Raw genomic sequence first — 17,366 nt, forward strand, 5'->3', positions numbered from 1 at the left:
GGTACAGTGCCGGTATGTCTGCCCCAGCCGTCGCACCAACACCCGATTCACTCGACACGCCGCTGGCTCGCGCCGCCGCGGTCCCGGTCCCACCCGCCGACGCCTCGCGGGGCGCTTCCCCCTGTCCGCCAACCCGCACCCGGCCACCGAGGCCGAGCGCGCCCAGGCGCTGACCGACCTGCACTTCGGCCGGGTGTTCACCGACCACATGGCTCACGCCCGCTGGACGCGCGCGGGTGGCTGGGGCGACTACGGCGTCGTCCCCTTCGGCGACCTCACGCTCTCGCCCGCCGCCGCCGTCCTGCACTACGCGCAGGAGGTCTTCGAGGGCATCAAGGCCTACCGGCACGACGACGGCTCGATCTGGACCTTCCGGCCCCGCTACAACGCCGCCCGGCTGAACGTCTCCGCCCGGCGCATGGCCATCCCCGAGCTGCCCGAGGAGGACTTCATCGCCTCCCTGGTGGACCTGGTGCGCGCCGACGCCGACTGGGTGCCCTCCGGGGAGGGGGAGTCCCTGTACCTGCGTCCCTTCGCCTTCGCCTCCGAGGCCTTCCTGGGCGTGCACTCCGCCAGCACCATCGACTACTACGTGATCGCCTCCCCGTCGGGCGCCTACTTCACCCATGGGTTGCAGCCCATCTCCATCTGGGTCGCCCAGGACTACCACCGCGCCGGCCGCGGCGGCACCGGCTTCGCCAAGACCGGCGGCAACTACGCCTCCTCCCTGCTGCCGCAGGAGGAAGCAGACGTGCGCGGCTGCGACCAGGTCTGCTTCCTCGACGACGTCACCGAGAAGAACCTCGAGGAGCTCGGCGGCATGAACGTGATGGTGGTGGACGCCGACGGCACCGTGCGTACCCCGCGCCTGACCGGCACCATCCTGGAGGGCAACACGCGCAGCGCCATCATTAGGCTGCTGCAGGACTCCGGCCGGCGCGTCGTGGAGGAGACCATCCCGTTGGAGACCCTGCTGGAGGACATCTCCTCCGGCAAGGTCCGCGAGGTCTTCGCCTGCGGCACCGCCGCCGTCGTCGTGCCGCTGGGGCGGTTGAAGGGGGAAGGCTTCGACGTGGCCATTGAGGGCAGCGAGGTCACCCACGAGATCTACGAGCGGCTCACCGGCATCCAGTACGGGCGCCTGGAAGACCCCTACAACTGGATGTACCGCCTGGCGTGACCTCGCAAACCGGCTTGTGACAGGAACCCCATGTCTGCGCCTCTTCCCGTTTCGCTCGGTGTGGTCAGATTGAGCCATGAGCGATGATGAGCAGCGTGTGGGCGATGGCGCCCGCGGCGACTTCAGCGACGACGTGCTGGGCGGCGTCGGACAGCCCGAATCCGCGAGCAGGCGGCGGCGCAAGAACCGGAGCGGGCGGCGCTGGCGCATCGCGTTGGTGTCCGTGCTCGCCGTCGTACTGGTGATTGTGGCGGGCACGGCCATCGGCGGGCTGTGGCTGCGCAACCGCCTGTCCGGCAATATCGAGACCATCGGCGACCCCTTCGCCGCGATTGCCGACAGCGACCGGGCCCCCGAACAGGACGCCGAGGACCCTGCCACGAACATCCTGGTGCTCGGCTCCGACTCCCGTATCAGCGCCGGCGACCCCAACCAGTGGGAGGCCGGCGCGCAGCGCACCGACGCGATCATGCTGGTGCAGATCAGCGGCGACCGTGAGGACGTCTCCGTGATGTCCATCCCACGTGACTCCTGGGTGGACATCCCCGGCTACGGGGAGAACAAGATCAATGCCGCCTTCTCCTACGGCGGGCCGAGCCTGACGATCCAGACCGTTGAGCAGCTAACGGGCGTGCGCATAGATCACTTCGTGGTTGCGGACTTCGAGTCCTTCAGCAAGATCACCGACGCGATCGGCGGGGTCACCATCAACCTCAAGAATGCTCAGACGCTCGCCGGCACCGAGTTCAACGCCGGTGCGCAACTGCTCAACGGCGAGCAGGCCCTCGCCTATGCGCGTGAACGCAAGAGCCTGCCGAACGGAGACTTCGATCGGGTCAACCGCCAGCAGGCCTGGATGCGGGCCATGGTCGGCGCCGTGCTGAACAACGGCATCCTGACCAGCCCGACGAAGCTGTACTCCTTCCTCACCACCGTCACCGAGACCTTGGCGGTGGACGACGACTTCACCATCGGCGAAATGCAGTCGCTGGCGACCGCATTGCGCGGCATTCACTCCACGGACATCAACTTCATGACCGTGCCGACGACCGGCACCGGCACCAGTGCCGATGGGCAGTCGATCGTCCTGCTGGATGCCGAGGCGGACGCGCCGCTGTTCGAGGCCTTCCAGAATGACACCGTGGCGGACTACCTGGAGAACAATCCTGACGCCATTGAGCTGCTGCCCGCGACCGTGAGCTGACGCTCGTGGCGGGGCGGTCTGCGCTCGGCCGCTGGGCGTCGTCTCGTACACGAGCTTCCCGCAAAGACACGTGTTTTGGAGGTTTGCGGGCGCAGGGCACGTGCAAAGCTCTAAAACTCGTGTTCCTGACGCAAACTCGTGTTCTTGGCGCAGGGACGCCATCCCCCGCCTGCTACTCGGCGACCTCGACGACGGCGGCCTGCTCGGAGACGACCTTGGAGGAGCCCAGCTTGGCGCGCACGGCGCTGATGAGCATCGGCAGCACCGACACGAACACGATGGCCAGGATCATCACGTCGATGTTCTTCTGGATCCAGGTGATGGACCCCAGGAAGTAGCCGAGCCAGGTGATGGCGAAGGCCCAGAAGGTGGCGCCGAGCATGTTGAAGCCCAGGAAGTGGGAATAGCGCATCCGGCCGACGCCGGCCATGACCGGCGTGAAGGTGCGCACGATCGGCACGAACTGAGCCAGCGTGATCGCCTTGCCGCCGTGCTTCTCAAAGAAGGCGGAGGTGCGCTCGACGTACTCCTGCTTGAACAGGCGCGAATCCTCCCGGTTGAAGATCGCCGGGCCCGCCTTGCGTCCGATGGCGTAACCGGTCTGGTTACCGATGATCGCTGCGACCCACAGCAGGGGTGCGGCCACCCAAATGGGCACGCCGACGGCGCCGGTCGCGACGAACATTCCCAGCGTGAACAGCAGCGAGTCACCGGGCAGGAAGAAACCGACCAACAGCCCGGTCTCGGCGAAGATGACGAGCATGACGCCCACGATCGCCCAGGGGCCGAACCACTCGACGATCTTGGTGATGATGTTGGCGGCGTCAAGCCATTCCGGGCCGAGTGCGGGCGCGGGCATGGCGGGCAGAGCCGCCAGCACCCCGGAGGACGATGCGGTTACCGGGATCAATGCAGTCACGTAAACAGGGTAGGAATAAACCCTGAACGGTCGCCGAGACGGGCATCGCATCTAGCCTGTGGAATTGGGCACGCCGGTGTGAGCCGCGCGTCTTGGGGCGTCGATGGGCGACCGGCTCAGCGATCGTGGGAGGCGGCGTCGCCGGTGAACACCACGTAGTGGTAGAAGAGGAAACGGAAGGCGGTGCCCAGGGCGAAGCCCACGACGTAGGCGGCGATGTTGTCCGCCAGGGGGCCGGTCAGACCCAGGATGTGGTGGGCGAACAGCAGGCAGAACTGGGTGATCAGGATGCCGCCGGCGTTGGCGAAGGCAAACAGGAATGCCTCCCGGGCGGCGTTCTCCCGGGTGCGACCGCGGTAGGTCCAGGAGCGGTTGGCCACCCAGGAGAAGCACGTGGCCACGCAGGCGGATATCACGTTGGCGGTGTTCGGGTGCCCGGCAAGCACCCCCAGGGGACCGTGCTGGAGCAGGTTGAACAGCCCGGAGTCGATGACGAAGGAGAGCGCGCCGACCAGTCCGAACTGGGTCAGCTCCTGCAGCCAGGCCAGCAGTCGCGTCCCGAGGGTGGCGGGGGCGTTGACGGGCACCGACGCGCGGGGTGTCCGCGCGGGTGCGTTCGCGGGGGCGGCCAACGCCTCGGGTCTCGCTTTCGTCACAGGCACGATCTTAGGAGCCTCCGGCACGGGCGCGCTGGGAACGTGTCCGGCGTCACCAGCTAGGAGCTACGGCACCCAGGTGACGGCGCTGTATCCATCCCACACCCAGCTCACCCAGAACACCTGCCCCACAATACCGACGGCGAGCAGAATCGCCCGCATGCGCGGTGTGGTCCGGGCGGCCAGGGCCCATCCCGCCGGAGCGAGCGGCAGCAGCAGGCGCAACACCGACGTGGTCGGGTCGAAGAAGACCAGCAGGTACAGGCAATAGCCACGCACCACAGCCACGCCGGCCTGCCCAGCCGCCGCAGCGTCGGCGCCGCCAGCACCAGCGCACCGACCACCACCACCCCGGCCAGCAACACCGGCCCCAGGTGATCACCCACCCACCACTGACTGCGCGTCAGCCAGGGCTGCAGGGGCGCCAGCTCACCGCCCCGCCAGGAGGTTTCGGTGGCGGTGTAGGCATCGGCGCGGCCGGTGACCAGCCACGCGAGCAGCGGCCAGGCCAGGGCGCTCGCGGCCGCCACGCCGGTCAGCCCCAGCAAACCTCCGCGCGCCCTCGGGGTCAGGCCTGTGTCCCCGGCGGATGCCGTCCCCGCGGACCGGCGTGCATGCGCCATCTCCCACAGCCACCACAGCCCGAGCGCCGCCGTCAGCGGCACCCCGAGTGGGCGTGCCAAGGCCGCCGCAGCCACGGCGGGCGCCGCCGCCAGGAAATGGCTGCGCTCGGCTAGTAGGAACGCCAAAGCCACCGCCAGCAGGCCGAGCGACTCCGCGTACGGCAGTTGCAGCACCACGGCGCACGGCGAGCACCAAACCAGCGCCACCGCCCACAAAGAAGTCGCCGCCCCCACACGGGGCGCCAGCCACCGGTCCATGACCTGTGCCGCCAGCGCCGATGCCAACAGCGACACGGCCGTGGCGCAGGCATAGAAGGACCAGCCCGTCCACGCCAGGGCGCGGGCCAGCAGGGGCAGCAGGGGCATGAACGCCCACGCGTTCTGCTGCACCGTGCCATTGGCGTCTACCGGCAGCTGCGTCGGATAGCCCTCGCGCGCGATTCGCTCGTACCAGCCGGAGTCCCAGAAGGAGGCGTGCTGCATCCACGACGGGCTTGCCGGGGCCCACACGGTCTGCCCGGTGTCGTGCGCGCCCAGGCGCAGGATCAGCAGCGAGAGTGCGCTCGCCGCCGCCCACACCGCCAGCACTGCCGCCCAGTGCGGCAGCGCAGTCAGGTAAGACAGCCGGGCGCCCGGCGCGCCGACGGGTGCGGGGGAGGTGTTGCCGACGGATGTGGGCGCTTCGCTGCTCGCGGGTGCGGGGGAGTCGGGGGGCGTGACGGAATCAGGCACGGCGCCAGCGTAAGCGGCATCGACGCTAGGCTGGCGCCGTGAGCGCTCCCATTCTCGCCGTCATCGGCGGAGGTCAGTTGGCCCGCATGATGCAGGAGGAGGCCTCCGCCCTCGGCGTCCACCTGCGTACCCTCGTGGAGGCGGCGGACGGATCGGCCGCCCAGGTGACGGTCGACGCCCCGGTGGGCCGGGCCGACGACGCGGACGCCGTTCGCGCCCTGGCAGCGGGCGCCGCCGCGCTCACCTTCGAGCACGAACACCAGGACTCGGCCCTGCTGTCCCGGTTGCAGGCAGAGGGCGTGCCGGTGCGTCCAGCCCCCGAGGCGCTGCTACTGGCACGCGACAAGCTCGCCATGCGCCGCGCCGTCGATGCCGCCGGACTTCCCCAGCCGGCCTGGACGGAGATCGCCGGGAACGCGCAGGAAATGCGCGCCCAGATCGGTGCCTTCGCGGCCGCACACGGCTGGCCGGTGGTGCTCAAGACCCCGCGTGGCGGCTACGACGGGCATGGTGTGCTCATGATCGACTCCGTCGCCGACCTCGACGACGGCGAGGCCGCCACCTGGCTGGAGACCACCGCGGCCGCCCGCGCCGGGAATGCCACCGCCGGGACGGGCGGGGGCGGCTCCCTGGGCGGTGGCGCCGTCACCAGCCTGCTGGTGGAGGAGGCGGTCCCCTTCACCCGGGAACTGGCGGTGCTGTTGGCCCGGCGCCCCTCCGGTCAGATCGCGGTCTGGCCGGTGATCGAGTCCGTGCAGTCCGGCGGCATCTGTGTGCAGGCCGTGGCCCCGGCGCCGGGGCTCGATCCGGCCGCCGCCCGCCAGGCCGAGCACATTGGCCGGACCATCGCCGAGCGGAACAACGTCACCGGCGTGCTGGCCGTGGAGCTGTTCGCCGTGGAAGCCCCCGAGGGCACCCGCTTGTACATCAACGAGCTGGCCATGCGCCCACACAACTCCGGCCACTGGACCCAGGACGGGGCCGTCACCAGCCAGTTCGCCCAGCACCTGCGCGCGGTGCTGGACCTGCCGCTGGGGGCGACGACGCCGACCGCCCCCACCACCGTCATGGTCAACTATCTGGGCGGCGACCGGCTCCCACCCGCCGACGCTCTGGCCCGTGCCCTGGAGCGTGAACCCCAGGCACACATCCACCTGTACGGCAAGCAGTGGCGGCCCGGCCGCAAGCTCGGACACGTCAACCTAACCACCGCGGCCACCGACCCGGCGGGGATCGACGTCGCGCGCGAGCGTGCGGGCGCTGTCGTCGCGATCCTGCGCGGCGAGGTCTGAGCAGGCCGGAGCGGCCCGGTGGCCGTCGGTTGGGCATAGGCTTGGCGCGCGTGCCCGTGCCGTGGCCGACGCGGGCAATGCGAGGCAAACGGCAGATTCGGCGGATTCAGGGCAGGAGCACCCCGTGAGCAAGCAGCAGGACCAGCAGCCAGTCGTCGGCATCGTCATGGGGTCGGATTCCGACTGGCCCACCATGCGTGCCGCCGCCGAGGCCCTCGACGCCCTGGGCGTCCCCTACGAGGCCGACGTCGTCTCCGCCCACCGCATGCCCGACGAGATGCTCGCCTACGGGCGCGCCGCCGCTGGGCGCGGGTTGCGGGTGATCATCGCCGGCGCGGGCGGCGCCGCCCACCTGCCGGGCATGCTCGCCGCCGTCACTGAACTGCCCGTGATCGGCGTGCCCGTGCCGCTGAAGTACCTGGACGGCATGGACTCGCTGCTGTCGATCGTGCAGATGCCGGCCGGAGTGCCGGTCGCCACCGTGTCCATCGGCGGCGCCCGCAACGCCGGCCTGCTCGCCGCCCGCATCCTGGGCGCGGGGGAGGGGGACGAGGCCGAGCGGCTGCGCTCTGCCATGCGGGACTTCCAGGCGGATCTGGCCGAGACCGCCCACGCCAAGGGAGAGGCGCTGCGCCTGGAGGTTTCCGCCCGCTCCTGAGTCGGCGCCGTGGTGCGGCCGGCGCGACCCGGCGACTTAACCCGCCGAACCGGACTTTAGATGCATATGGGGCCAGAGCGCGCCCGGTACGATTTGCCCATGAGCATCCTCGTCGCGGGAGGCGCCGGCTACATCGGCGCCCATGTTGTTCGTCTGCTGCTGGAACGTGGGGACGAGGTCGTCGTCGTTGACGACCTGTCCTACGGGACCCCCGGGCGTGTGGAGGGCGCCGAGCTGGTTGAGCTCGATGTCGCCGCCGGCAACGCCACCGAGGTTCTGACCGACCTGATGGAGCGTAAGAACGTCAAGGCGGTCATCCACTTCGCCGCCCGTAAGCAGGTGGGGGAGTCCGTGGCCCGGCCCGCCTGGTACTACCAGCAGAACGTGGGTGGCCTGGCCAACATGTTGGCGGCCATGGAACAGGCCCGCGTGGAGCAGATGATCTTCTCCTCCTCCGCCGCGGTCTACGGCATGCCGCCGGTGGAGGTCGTGCCCGAGGACATCGACTGCCACCCGATCAACCCCTACGGGGAGACCAAGCTGATCGGCGAGTGGATGATGGCCGACTGCGAGCGCGCCTGGGGGCTGCGCTGGGCGGGCCTGCGCTACTTCAACGTCGCCGGCGCCGGCTGGGACGACCTGGGTGACATGGCCACCCTCAACCTCATTCCCATGGTGCTGGATCGCCTGGCCCGGGGGGAGTCCCCGAAGATCTTCGGCACCGACTATCCCACCCCGGATGGCACCTGTATCCGCGACTACATCCACGTGCGCGACCTCGCCAGCGCCCACATCGCCGCACTGGATCACCTGGCCGGCAGCGAGGAACTGGAACAGCACGTATTCAACGTCGGCACCGGGAAGGGCTCGTCGGTCCGTGAGGTGGTTTCCAAGGTGATCGACGCTGTTGCCGCCGCCACCGGCCAGCGGGTACAGCCGGAGGAACTGGGCCGCCGCGCCGGCGACCCGCCGCAGTTGATAGGCGACGCCACTCGTATCCGTGAGGTACTCGGCTGGGAGGCCGAGCACGACCTGGACGATATTGTCTCCTCGTCCTTCTCCGCCTGGCAGGCCGACCCCGACCGCCTCATTTCGGCTGAGGCCAATTCCTGCTTAGCACTCGCCCCGCGCGGCTTCCCGTTCGGAGATCGCGCGGGGCTGCAGCATGCCGGGGCGGTTGATGAGCTCCGGTGCGAATGAGGGTTTGTCAGCGTGAGCGTGGTGCTGTTGGCCGGCATGTCGTGGGGATGTCCACCGCCGGCCTCCTCGGTTTGGACCGCGTTTCCCTGTTTGGACCGCGTAAGTCCATTTGGACCGCTGTCCCCGGTTTGACCGCCGTTGTGTGCAACTGGGGCGGTCCAAACCGACGTAAGGGGTCCAAACCGACGTAAGGGGTCCAAACCGACGTGGGCGGTCCAAACTCGGGGCGGTGACACGGCTTGCGGCCCGTCAGCGCGAGGCCTGCCGATCCTGACTCACTGCTAGCTGGTCCTGACTTTCCTCCCCGCTATTGCAGAGAAGAACCCCGACCCTGGTACGCAATCGCGCCGACAGTTTCGAGTGTGCGGGCGTTGCCGGTTCGGCGCCCGCAACCTACTCCGAAGCAGGCGCACCCGGCCGAGGTGCTGGTGTGAGTATGGGAGCGTCCCGGCGGCGGGCCATCAAGTGGCCTAGTGCCCGATTGTTGCCGTGTGGCCCGGAGTTCCTGGGGCGCTGGAACTTCAGGGTCGGGCTACGGAGCGACCATCCAGACCCATCGGGGCGCTCAGGACTGGTTGAAGTCGGCGGTCGTCAGTGTGCCCTCGCGCAGCTTGCCGAAGAATTCCGGAGCGGTGGTGTCCTCCAGCAGGACGGCGGCGCCGATTCCTCCCGGCTCGTAGTCCAGGCTGGCGATCGGCGGTGCTCCGGTCAGGCCGGCGTTGGAGGCGGAGCGGAAGGCCAGCAGCATCTTGCCCAGGTCGACCATGGAGGCGTTCTCGTCGACGGTCAGCGCCTGTGTGCCGGCGTCTACCAGTGTGTCCTGCTGCGAGAAGCTCGTCAGCGTGGAGGTGGACACCGCCTTGGACACCACTGCGGAGATGACCGCACGCTGCCGCAAGCCGCGCCCGATGTCACCGGTCGGGTCGGACTTGCGCATGCGCGAGTAGGCCAGCGCCTTCTCCCCATCGACCTCCTGGCACTCGCCTGGGAGGTGTCCCAGACCAGGCCGGAGTCGGCGTCGTTGACGTCGTAATCCAGGCAGACGTTGATGCCGCCGACGGCGTCCACCATGGAGGACACTCCACCCATGCCGACCTCGACGTAGTGGTCGATGGTCAGACCGGTCAACTGTTCGACGGTGGATACCAGCAGGGTGGGGCCACCGTAGGAATAGGCGGCATTGATCTTGTTGCCGCCGTAACCGGGAATCTCCACGAAGGTGTCGCGGGGTAGCGAGGTCAGTGAGGCCTGTCCCCCGGGGGCCTTATGCAGCAGCATGATCGAGTCAGCGCGGGCGCCCTCGGTGTTGTCTGCGACGGCGCCGTCGGCCCGCGAGTCGGAGCCGACGATCAGCCAGGTCTCGCCGGGAGTGGCGTCCGCGCCGGACAGTGCTTCGACGCGCTGCAGCTTGGAGTTCACGTCGTGGACCAGCCAGGCTGCGCGCGCACCCACCAGCGCCAGCAGGATCACCAGGACCGCGGCGACCCACCGCAGCGGGTGGCGCCGCTTGTTCTTGCGGGTGGGGGGCGACGGCGGTTCGGGCTGAGTGCGATCGCTCAGTGAGGATGCATACGTCCGTCGGCTTGGTCGGGACGCGGTGGGTGGGCGGGACACGTTGCGGCTGCGCGCCGACGGAGCGGGCCCGGCCGGCAGCACCCGGGTGCCCTCGGGTGCGCGCTCGGGACGGGAGTCTGAGGGGGACAGCGGCACCGCCGATGAACCGGCCCGCGCCCGACTCCTGGGGGTGCCACCACGTCCGGTCTCGCTCGCCCGGGCGGGAGTACCGTCCGACGACGCCGCCCGTCGCGGCGTGAGCGGACGGCGGGGGGCGGCGCCGCTGTGAGCGCCGGCGTCGTCGTCGACACTGCGCTCGTTGGACCGGGGCTCGAAACTAGCGGGCATCGCGGCCGGGCGGCGGGCCTGCTGGCCGGAGGGCCGAGCCGTGCGGCCCGGATTGCTGGCGCGGCGGCGGGGCTTGCCGGTTCCGGGGGTGAAGGATGGGGGAAGATCGCCGTCGTCGGTGGAACTCACCGGTACCTGGCCTCCTGTCCCTGTGACTCGGTTGCGGTGGCGTGGGCCTGTTTCAGTAGCACTGGGCGGCGGGGTCCTCCGTGGTCGCATCGGCTGTGGGCGTGTGCTCGTCCGTGGCGGCACCGGTCTGGTCGGACTCGGCGCCGGACTGCGTTGGCTGATCGTCCTGCGCGGTTTCTGTTGAACCGGCGTCAGAGGAGGTGTCGGTGGCCTCCTGGGAGGCTGTGTCGTTCAATGCCTCCGTGATGGGGGTGTCGGCCTGCATTGCCGCCCAGACGGCGTCGGCCTCGTCCGTGGGCAGTGCGCGGTTGAGGTCCCAGGGGGCCTCCTCGTTGGGCATGGTGATCAGGGTCACCTGGTCCATGCCGACGTCGCCGACAGACATGGCCAGCCCGGCCAGGGTGGTCAGGGAGCCGAGGCCCGGCGAGGCCGTCAGCGAGCCCAGGGCGGCGCGGGCGAAGCTGTACAGGGCGTCGGCGTCGGTGAGGTAGTTCTTGGACTTGGCGGTTCGCAGCATCGCTGCCACTAGGTTCTGCTGGCGGGGCATGCGCTGGCGGTCCGAGCCGTCGCCCACACCGTGGCGCACGCGCGCGTACTGCAGGGCGGTGGCGCCGTCCAAGTGCTGGCAGCCGCTGCTCATGACCAGCTTGGTGTACTCGGTGTCGTTGATGTCCTCATCTACGTATAGGTTGACGCCGCCCAGCGCGTCCACCGTGGTGATCAGGCCGTTGAAGTCCACCACCAGGTACTCATCGATGTACAGCCCCGTGAGGTCCTCCACCGTGGCGATGGTGCAGGCCACCCCCGCGGCAATGGCGTCATCATCGGCGCTGGCGCCGGCGCCGTTGGCGAAGGCGGTGTTGAACGGGGTGTAGGACATGGCCGCGGTGGTGCCGCCGTCGGCAGTCTTGCAGGAGGGGATGTCCACCAGTAGATCACGCGGGATCGAGACGAGTTCGATACGGGAGCGGTCTGCCGGCAGGTGGAGGATCATGGCGGTGTCCGAGCGGGCCACCGCCACCTCCTCGCTGCCCTCGGAGCCATCGACGTTATTCGCGCCCGCGCGGGAGTCGGTGCCAATGATGAGGATGTTTACGGCCTGGCCCTCGTAACTGTCCGCCACCTGGCGCGTGCCGCGGTCGTCATCCAGAAGATCGTTGATGTCGATCGTGTTTACTTGCGACTGGAGGTCGTGGTAGGCGATACCGACCCCGGAGACCACGAACAGCACCACGGCTAGCCCGGCTAGTAGGAACCGGCGCACGGTGCGACGTGTCAGGTCCTTCGCGGAATGCCGCGCGTGCGGTTTGGGCTTGGCGTGGGAAGGCACGGCCATGATCATAAGGAACCCGTCTGTGAGAAGCTGTGATTCCGCGCTCTTCGCACGGAGGAATCTCGGGCGATTGTCGTCATTTCGTGGTAATTCCACCCTAAGGTATGCAGCCGCTCACTGGCGTGCACACGCGGGCGGCCGGCGCGTGTAGTCTCCCACGCGTGACTGACGCAGCGCCTACCCCGCCTCGCGCCTCGGCCGGGCCACCGCCGGAGACGATTCGCGTCGTCACGGTCGCATACAACCCCGGCGAGGAGTTGGAGCGTTTCCTTGAAACCCTGCGTACCGCCACCAGTCGGATCCCGACCGTCGTCATCGCCGACAATGGCACCGAGCATGAGCGCGTGAAGTACGCGGCCGAGCAGTATGGGGCGCGCGTCGTCGGCGACGGCACCAACCGTGGCTATGGGGCGGGAGCCAACCTTGCCGCCCGCGACCTGACCGAGGACTGGTTGGTGGTCGCCAACCCGGACATCCAGTGGTGCCCGGGCAGCCTGGACACGCTGATCGAGGCGGGCCGCGCCGAGCCGCGGGCCGGCTGCCTGGGGCCGCGGCTGCTCAACCCGGACGGGAGCGTCTACCCATCCGGCCGGGCCCTGCCGTCCCTGGTGGGTGGGGCAGGCCACGCCATCCTGGGGCGAGTGTGGCCGGGGAACCCCTTCTCGGCCGCGTACCACGGTACGAATGAGGACGCTACACACGCCGTCGGCTGGCTGTCCGGAGCCTGCCTGCTGTTGCCCGCCGCCGCCTGGAAACGGCTGGGCGGCTTCGACGAGGACTACTTCATGTTCTTCGAGGACGTCGATCTGGGGGCGCGCGTGGGGCGGGCCGGCTGGCTCAACCTGCAGGTTCCGGACGCCGTCGTCGTCCACGCGCAGGGTGCCAGCTGGAAGAGCCGACCCGAGCGCATGATCCGCGCTCACCACGCTCCGCGCGTCGCTACATCAACTCCAGCCATCCGGCCGTCTGGCAGGCGCCCGTGCGCTGGGCGGTGTCCGCGGGGCTGAAGGCCCGCGAGGAGATCGCCGTGCGCGCCGCCCGCCGCGGCTGAGGCTGATCCGAGGTCCAAAAGGTCCTCAAGGCGGTGCGTGCGGGAGACTGATCGGCCAGGCGCGGCGTATGCGTCAGCTTGCGCCAGACGTGCGGTTGCGCCTCTCACGTACGCATTCGCCTCTCACGTACGCATTTCGGTCAAACGTACGAGTTTTGGAGGTTTTCTACGTCCCGGCGCGGAGAAACCTCCCAAACGCGTACGTGAGACGGAAAACCGTACGTGAGGTGCGGGACGGCGGTCCACCACACCGCCGTCAGCCCGCTTAGAGGACACCGATCCTTGCCAGGGCGGCACCGAACCTTGCCGGGACGACGTCGCCCGCCGCCACGGGCAGCTCGTCCTAGGGAAGTGTGGGTGGCGGCGGGGCGTCATCGAGCGCCACACGCCGGGCCAGTCGGGTGATCTGCCGCTCGCGGGCCGCATTGCGCCGAAACGAGGACAGGATCTGGAACAGGAAGGCCACCACTAGCGCATACAACAGCAGGTCGGTGCCGCGGCCGACCCCCACCAGGTGCGCCAGCTGGGTCAGTAGGGACGGCGCCACGATCGCGGCGATGGCGAAAACGACGAAGGCCAGGGTCAGGAGCCGACGACCCGCCTGGTGACGCGCGCCGCCCGGGGAGCGCAACATCATCCACCCCATGGCGGCGACTGCTGCGATGAGGAAGACCTGGATGATGATCTGCGAACTCATGCCCTCAAGTATGACTGGTGCCTACGAGAACAGCAGGTCGACCAGGATGTTGATTGAGTTCCACAACGACTGCCCCTTGCCCTTGGAGTACTCGGTGTAGGCGATGTGCACGGGGAACTCGCGCCATGGCAGCCCGGTGGCACCGAGCTGGCGGATGATCTCGGAGGCATGCGCCATCCGGTTTTGCCGTAGGTCGAGCTGTGCGGCGGCGTCGCGGCGGATAACCCGCAGGCCGTTGTGTGCGTCGGTCAGATGCATGCCGGTGGTATGCGAGGCCGCCACTGCGGCGGTTTTCAATACGAGCCGCTTGAGCCAGCCGACGGGGGAGGGGCCCTGGAGGAACCGCGAGCCCAGCACGAAGGCCAGGTCCTCTTCGCGGGCCGCCTGCACCATGGCGGCGGCATCGGCGACGGCGTGCTGCCCGTCGGCGTCGAAGGTCACCACGTAGTTGGCGTCGGTGCGTTCCAACACGTAGGTGATACCGGTCTGCAGTGCCGCCCCCTGCCCCAGGTTAAGCGGGTGCCGGACGACGACGGCGCCGCCCGCCGCGGCCTGTACCGCCGAGTCGTCCCGCGAGCCATCATCGACGGCCACGACCAGCGGGAAAACACGCCGCGCCTCCTCAATGACGCCGCGCACCACCCGGGCCTCGTTGAACAGCGGGATCACCAACCAGGCGTCGGTAAGCTGGACAACCGGGGCGGGGGGCGACTGCTGGCCATCGAGGGACGTCACTGCCACATTCTCGCACACGATTGGCTTAAGATGACCGAGCAGCGCCGCCCGGTTGCGGTCGGTGCTTCGACGTACACCCAGTGCCCAGCCATAGGCCAGTGAGGAGCCGCCATGAGTCCGGCCAGTCCCGCCCGGATCGCCCCATCCGCTGACGTCTCACCCGAGGCGACCATCGGCGACGGCTCCTCCATCTGGCACCTGGCCCAGGTGCGCGAACACGCAGTACTCGGCGAGGGCTGCATCGTCGGCCGCGGCGCTTACATCGGTGAGGGCGTGCGCATGGGGCGCAACTGCAAGGTGCAGAACTACGCGCTGATCTACGAGCCCGCGCGACTCGCCGACGGCGTGTTCGTCGGCCCGGCCGTCACCTTCACCAACGACCACTTCCCCCGCGCCGTCAACCCCGACGGCACCCTCAAATCAGCCTCCGACTGGGAGCCGGTCGGCGTCACCGTGCAAGAGGGCGCCTCCATCGGGGCGCGCGCCGTGTGCGTCGCTCCCGTGCAGATCGGCGCCTGGGCCACCGTCGCCGCAGGCGCCGTCGTCACCAAGGACGTGCCCGCGCACGCGCTGGTGGCCGGGGTGCCCGCCCGTCGTATCGGCTGGGTGGGCCGCGCCGGCGAGCCGCTCGTACCCGTGGAGGACGACGCCGCGGACGCCTCCGCGCCCGGTGCCGCCGGTACTCCGGACGCCGTCGAATCGGCCCTCGGCACGCGCCGGTGGCGCTGCCCCGCAACCGGGGCCCTATACGAAGAAACACTTGCTGCCAACAGTTCCGATAACACGATCCGGGAGGTCACCCACTGATGTCACGCGAGTTCATTCCCGCCGCTAAGCCGATCATCGGGGACGAGGAGCGCGCCGCCGTCGACGCCGTCATGGCCTCCGGCATGGTCGTACAGGGGCCGCAGGTCGCCGCCTTCGAGGAGGAGTTCTCCGCCCAGGTGGTAGCCGGCGCCCACGCCGTCGCCGTCAACTCCGGCACCTCCGCCCAGCACCTGGCCACCCTGGCGTGCGACCTCAAGGCCGGGGGCGCCGTTCCGGAGGTGATTGTCCCCTCCTTCACCTTCGCGGCTACCGGCAACTCCGTGGCCATCACCGGCGCCAAGCCCGTCTTCGCCGACATCGACCCGGTCACCTTCACCCTGGACCCGGCCTCCGTGGAGGCCGCCATCACCGACAACACGGTCGCCATCGAGGTGGTGCACCTGTACGGCCTGCCGGCCAGCATGGACGCGATCTTGGAGATCGCCGCCCGCCACCACCTGGCGGTCTTCGAGGACTGCGCCCAGGCGCACGGCGCCGCCATCAACGGCAAGCCCGTGGGCACCTTCGGGGCGTGGGGCTCCTTCTCCTTCTACCCGACCAAGAACATGACCACCCTGGAGGGCGGCATGGTCACCACCGGTGACGCCGAGTTGGCGCGCCGCGTGCGCCTGCTGCGCAACCAGGGCATGGAGAAGCAGTACGCCAACGAACTGGTGGGCCTGAACAACCGCATGACGGACGTGGCGGCCGCCGTGGGACGGGTGCAGCTGAAGAAGCTGGACGGCTGGACCGAGACCCGCCGCGCCAACGCCGCCGCCCTGGACGCCGGGCTCGCCGCCGTCCCCGGCGTGCTCACCCCGGCCGTCCCCGAGGCTACCGGCACGTCTACCACCAGTACACGATTCGCCTGGAGGGGGCCACCGCCGCCGAGCGCGACGCCGCCCAGAGTGTGCTGCGTGAGGAGTGGCAGGTCGGCACCGGCGTCTACTACCCGATCCCCAACCACCGCCTGGAGTCCCTGGCCCCCTACGCCCCAGGCCTCGAGCTGCCGAACACCGAGCTGGTGGCGCGCGAGTGCCTGTCCCTGCCAGTGCACCCCTCCTTGTCGCAGGCGGACCTGGACCGGATTGTCCAGGCCGTGACCGCCGTCGTGAAGGCGGGTGCCTGACATGAGTGCGAACGCCGCTGCTCCGCTGCACACCCTCCCGGACAAGGGCACCGACGGTGCCCCGCTGCGCCTGGGCCTGATCGGCCTGGGCTCCATGGGCCGCCACCACGCCCGCGTCATCCGCGCCACGGAGGGTGTGGAACTGGTCGCGGTTGCGGACCCGGGTGGCGACCGCTTCGGCGTCGCCGGGGACCTAGAAGTCCTGCCGGACGTGCACGCCCTCATCGACACCGGCCTGGACGCCGCCATGGTCGCCGTCCCCACCGTCTACCACGAGGAGGTCGCGCTGGCGCTGGCGGAGGCGGGCGTGCCCACCATGGTGGAAAAGCCCATCGCCCACTCCGTGGCGGCCGGTGAGCGCGTGCGCGACGCCTTCGCCTCCCGCGGACTGGTGGGTGCCGTCGGCTACGTGGAGCGCTGCAACCCGGCCCTGCGCGCTGCGGGAGCGCCTCGACGCCGGCGAGCTGGGGCAGGTCTATCAGGTCCTCACCCGCCGTCAGGGCCCCTTCCCGGCGCGCATCAGCGACGTCGGCGTAGTCAAGGACCTGGCCACCCACGACATCGACCTGACCGCCTGGGTGGCCGGCTCGCCCTACGTCTCCATCAGTGCCCAGGTTGCCCACCGCTCTGGGCGGGAGAACGAGGACATGGTGGTCGCCTCCGGGGTGCTGGCCAGCGGCGTGATCGTCTCCCACGTGGTCAACTGGCTGACCCCCTTCAAGGAGCGCGTCACCATCGTCACGGGGGAGAAGGGCGCCTTCGTGGCGGACACCCTCACCGGCGACCTGACCTTCTACGCCAATGGCACCGTCACCTCCGACTGGGACCAGGTTGCCAACTTCCGCGGCGTGACCGAGGGCGACGTCATCCGCTACGCCATCCCCAAGCGCGAGCCGCTGGCCCTGGAGCAGGAGCGCTTCCGCGATGCCGTGCGCGGTGTGGGCGGCGAGCACGTCACCATGGCCGAGGGCGTGGCCACCCTGCGCGTCGTCGAGGCGGTGCTCACCTCCGCGGCCGAGGGCCGCACGGTACAGCTGTGAACCGCCGTCTGCTCGCCTGGCCGCCGCCGGTGCGGGCACGGCGCTTGCGGCAGCTGCCTGCGTGCCCGCCGCGGGGCGG

14 protein-coding genes and 3 pseudogenes are annotated in these 17,366 nt (G+C 69.6%); 9 read left to right on the plus strand and 8 right to left on the minus strand.

Annotated features, from left to right (window positions below; translation table 11 throughout):
* Window positions 1-14 precede the first annotated feature (14 nt).
* Both BW737_RS09420 and BW737_RS09425 read left to right on the plus strand, forming a co-directional pair.
* Window positions 15-1,180, plus strand: a pseudogene (locus tag BW737_RS09420) (branched-chain amino acid aminotransferase).
* 76 nt (window positions 1,181-1,256) lie between these two features.
* Window positions 1,257-2,384: an LCP family protein gene (locus BW737_RS09425; RefSeq protein WP_086615634.1), complete on the plus strand. Its 1,128-nt coding sequence runs from the start codon at window positions 1,257-1,259 to the stop codon at window positions 2,382-2,384.
* 172 nt (window positions 2,385-2,556) lie between these two features.
* On the opposite strand, the gene BW737_RS09430 is transcribed toward BW737_RS09425, so the two are convergent.
* From BW737_RS09430 to BW737_RS09440, 3 genes are all read right to left on the minus strand, one after another.
* The gene (locus BW737_RS09430; protein WP_257210674.1) at window positions 2,557-3,243 is read right to left on the minus strand and encodes a VTT domain-containing protein; all 687 of its coding nucleotides are present in this window, start codon (window positions 3,241-3,243) and stop codon (window positions 2,557-2,559) included.
* 176 nt (window positions 3,244-3,419) lie between these two features.
* Window positions 3,420-3,959 (minus strand): GtrA family protein, encoded by a 540-nt coding sequence (locus BW737_RS09435; protein ID WP_086615635.1) that lies wholly within the window; start codon window positions 3,957-3,959, stop codon window positions 3,420-3,422.
* 110 nt (window positions 3,960-4,069) lie between these two features.
* Entirely contained in the window at window positions 4,070-5,314 is a 1,245-nt protein-coding gene (locus BW737_RS09440; RefSeq protein WP_420835736.1) for a hypothetical protein, read from the minus strand.
* Window positions 5,315-5,352: 38 nt separating this feature from the next.
* Here BW737_RS09440 and BW737_RS09445 point away from each other — a divergent pair, with 38 nt between their 5' ends.
* From BW737_RS09445 to galE, 3 genes are all read left to right on the plus strand, one after another.
* Entirely contained in the window at window positions 5,353-6,606 is a 1,254-nt protein-coding gene (locus BW737_RS09445; protein WP_086615636.1) for a 5-(carboxyamino)imidazole ribonucleotide synthase, read from the plus strand.
* Window positions 6,607-6,772: 166 nt separating this feature from the next.
* The gene (gene purE / locus BW737_RS09450; protein WP_086615645.1) at window positions 6,773-7,264 is read left to right on the plus strand and encodes a 5-(carboxyamino)imidazole ribonucleotide mutase; all 492 of its coding nucleotides are present in this window, start codon (window positions 6,773-6,775) and stop codon (window positions 7,262-7,264) included.
* A 99-nt stretch (window positions 7,265-7,363) separates the two neighbouring features.
* Window positions 7,364-8,464: a UDP-glucose 4-epimerase GalE gene (gene galE / locus BW737_RS09455; RefSeq protein WP_086615637.1), complete on the plus strand. Its 1,101-nt coding sequence runs from the start codon at window positions 7,364-7,366 to the stop codon at window positions 8,462-8,464.
* 565 nt (window positions 8,465-9,029) lie between these two features.
* Here galE and BW737_RS18305 read toward each other — a convergent pair.
* Genes BW737_RS18305 through BW737_RS09465 form a run of 3 tightly spaced genes read right to left on the minus strand, consistent with a single transcriptional unit; the run spans window position 9,030 to window position 11,831 of the window.
* A complete protein-coding gene (locus BW737_RS18305; RefSeq protein ID WP_257210672.1) occupies window positions 9,030-9,401 on the minus strand; it encodes an LCP family protein in 372 nt (123 codons plus the stop codon).
* Window positions 9,302-10,495, minus strand: a complete 1,194-nt coding sequence (locus tag BW737_RS09460; RefSeq protein ID WP_257210673.1) for an LCP family protein — start codon at window positions 10,493-10,495, stop codon at window positions 9,302-9,304. Before BW737_RS09460 ends, BW737_RS18305 begins: the two co-directional genes overlap by 100 nt.
* A 52-nt stretch (window positions 10,496-10,547) precedes the next feature.
* Complete coding sequence (locus tag BW737_RS09465) at window positions 10,548-11,831, minus strand: LCP family protein (protein ID WP_086615646.1); 1,284 nt, start codon at window positions 11,829-11,831, stop codon at window positions 10,548-10,550.
* A gap of 158 nt (window positions 11,832-11,989) precedes the next feature.
* Between BW737_RS09465 and BW737_RS09470 the strand changes: the two genes are divergently transcribed.
* Complete coding sequence (locus BW737_RS09470; protein ID WP_420835737.1) at window positions 11,990-12,835, plus strand: glycosyltransferase family 2 protein; 846 nt, start codon at window positions 11,990-11,992, stop codon at window positions 12,833-12,835.
* Between the two features lie 387 nt (window positions 12,836-13,222).
* Here the strand turns inward: BW737_RS09470 and BW737_RS09475 are convergent, their stop codons facing one another.
* Together BW737_RS09475 and BW737_RS09480 are read right to left on the minus strand one after the other, a co-directional pair.
* The gene (locus BW737_RS09475) at window positions 13,223-13,576 is read right to left on the minus strand and encodes a DUF2304 domain-containing protein (protein ID WP_086615638.1); all 354 of its coding nucleotides are present in this window, start codon (window positions 13,574-13,576) and stop codon (window positions 13,223-13,225) included.
* Between the two features lie 21 nt (window positions 13,577-13,597).
* Window positions 13,598-14,311: a glycosyltransferase family 2 protein gene (locus BW737_RS09480; protein ID WP_086615639.1), complete on the minus strand. Its 714-nt coding sequence runs from the start codon at window positions 14,309-14,311 to the stop codon at window positions 13,598-13,600.
* A gap of 111 nt (window positions 14,312-14,422) precedes the next feature.
* On the opposite strand from BW737_RS09480, the gene BW737_RS09485 reads away from it, so the two are divergent.
* The 3 genes and pseudogenes from BW737_RS09485 (at window position 14,423) to BW737_RS09495 (ending at window position 17,287) form a co-directional block, all read left to right on the plus strand.
* Complete coding sequence (locus BW737_RS09485; protein ID WP_086615640.1) at window positions 14,423-15,118, plus strand: acyltransferase; 696 nt, start codon at window positions 14,423-14,425, stop codon at window positions 15,116-15,118.
* Window positions 15,118-16,247: pseudogene (locus BW737_RS09490) on the plus strand (DegT/DnrJ/EryC1/StrS family aminotransferase). The gene BW737_RS09485 and the pseudogene BW737_RS09490 overlap by 1 nt, the downstream one beginning before the upstream one ends.
* Window position 16,248: 1 nt before the next feature.
* A pseudogene (locus BW737_RS09495) lies at window positions 16,249-17,287 on the plus strand (Gfo/Idh/MocA family protein).
* Window positions 17,288-17,366 lie beyond the last annotated feature (79 nt).

The organism is Actinomyces ruminis (assembly GCF_002154335.2).
GTDB lineage: Bacteria > Actinomycetota > Actinomycetes > Actinomycetales > Actinomycetaceae > Actinomyces > Actinomyces ruminis.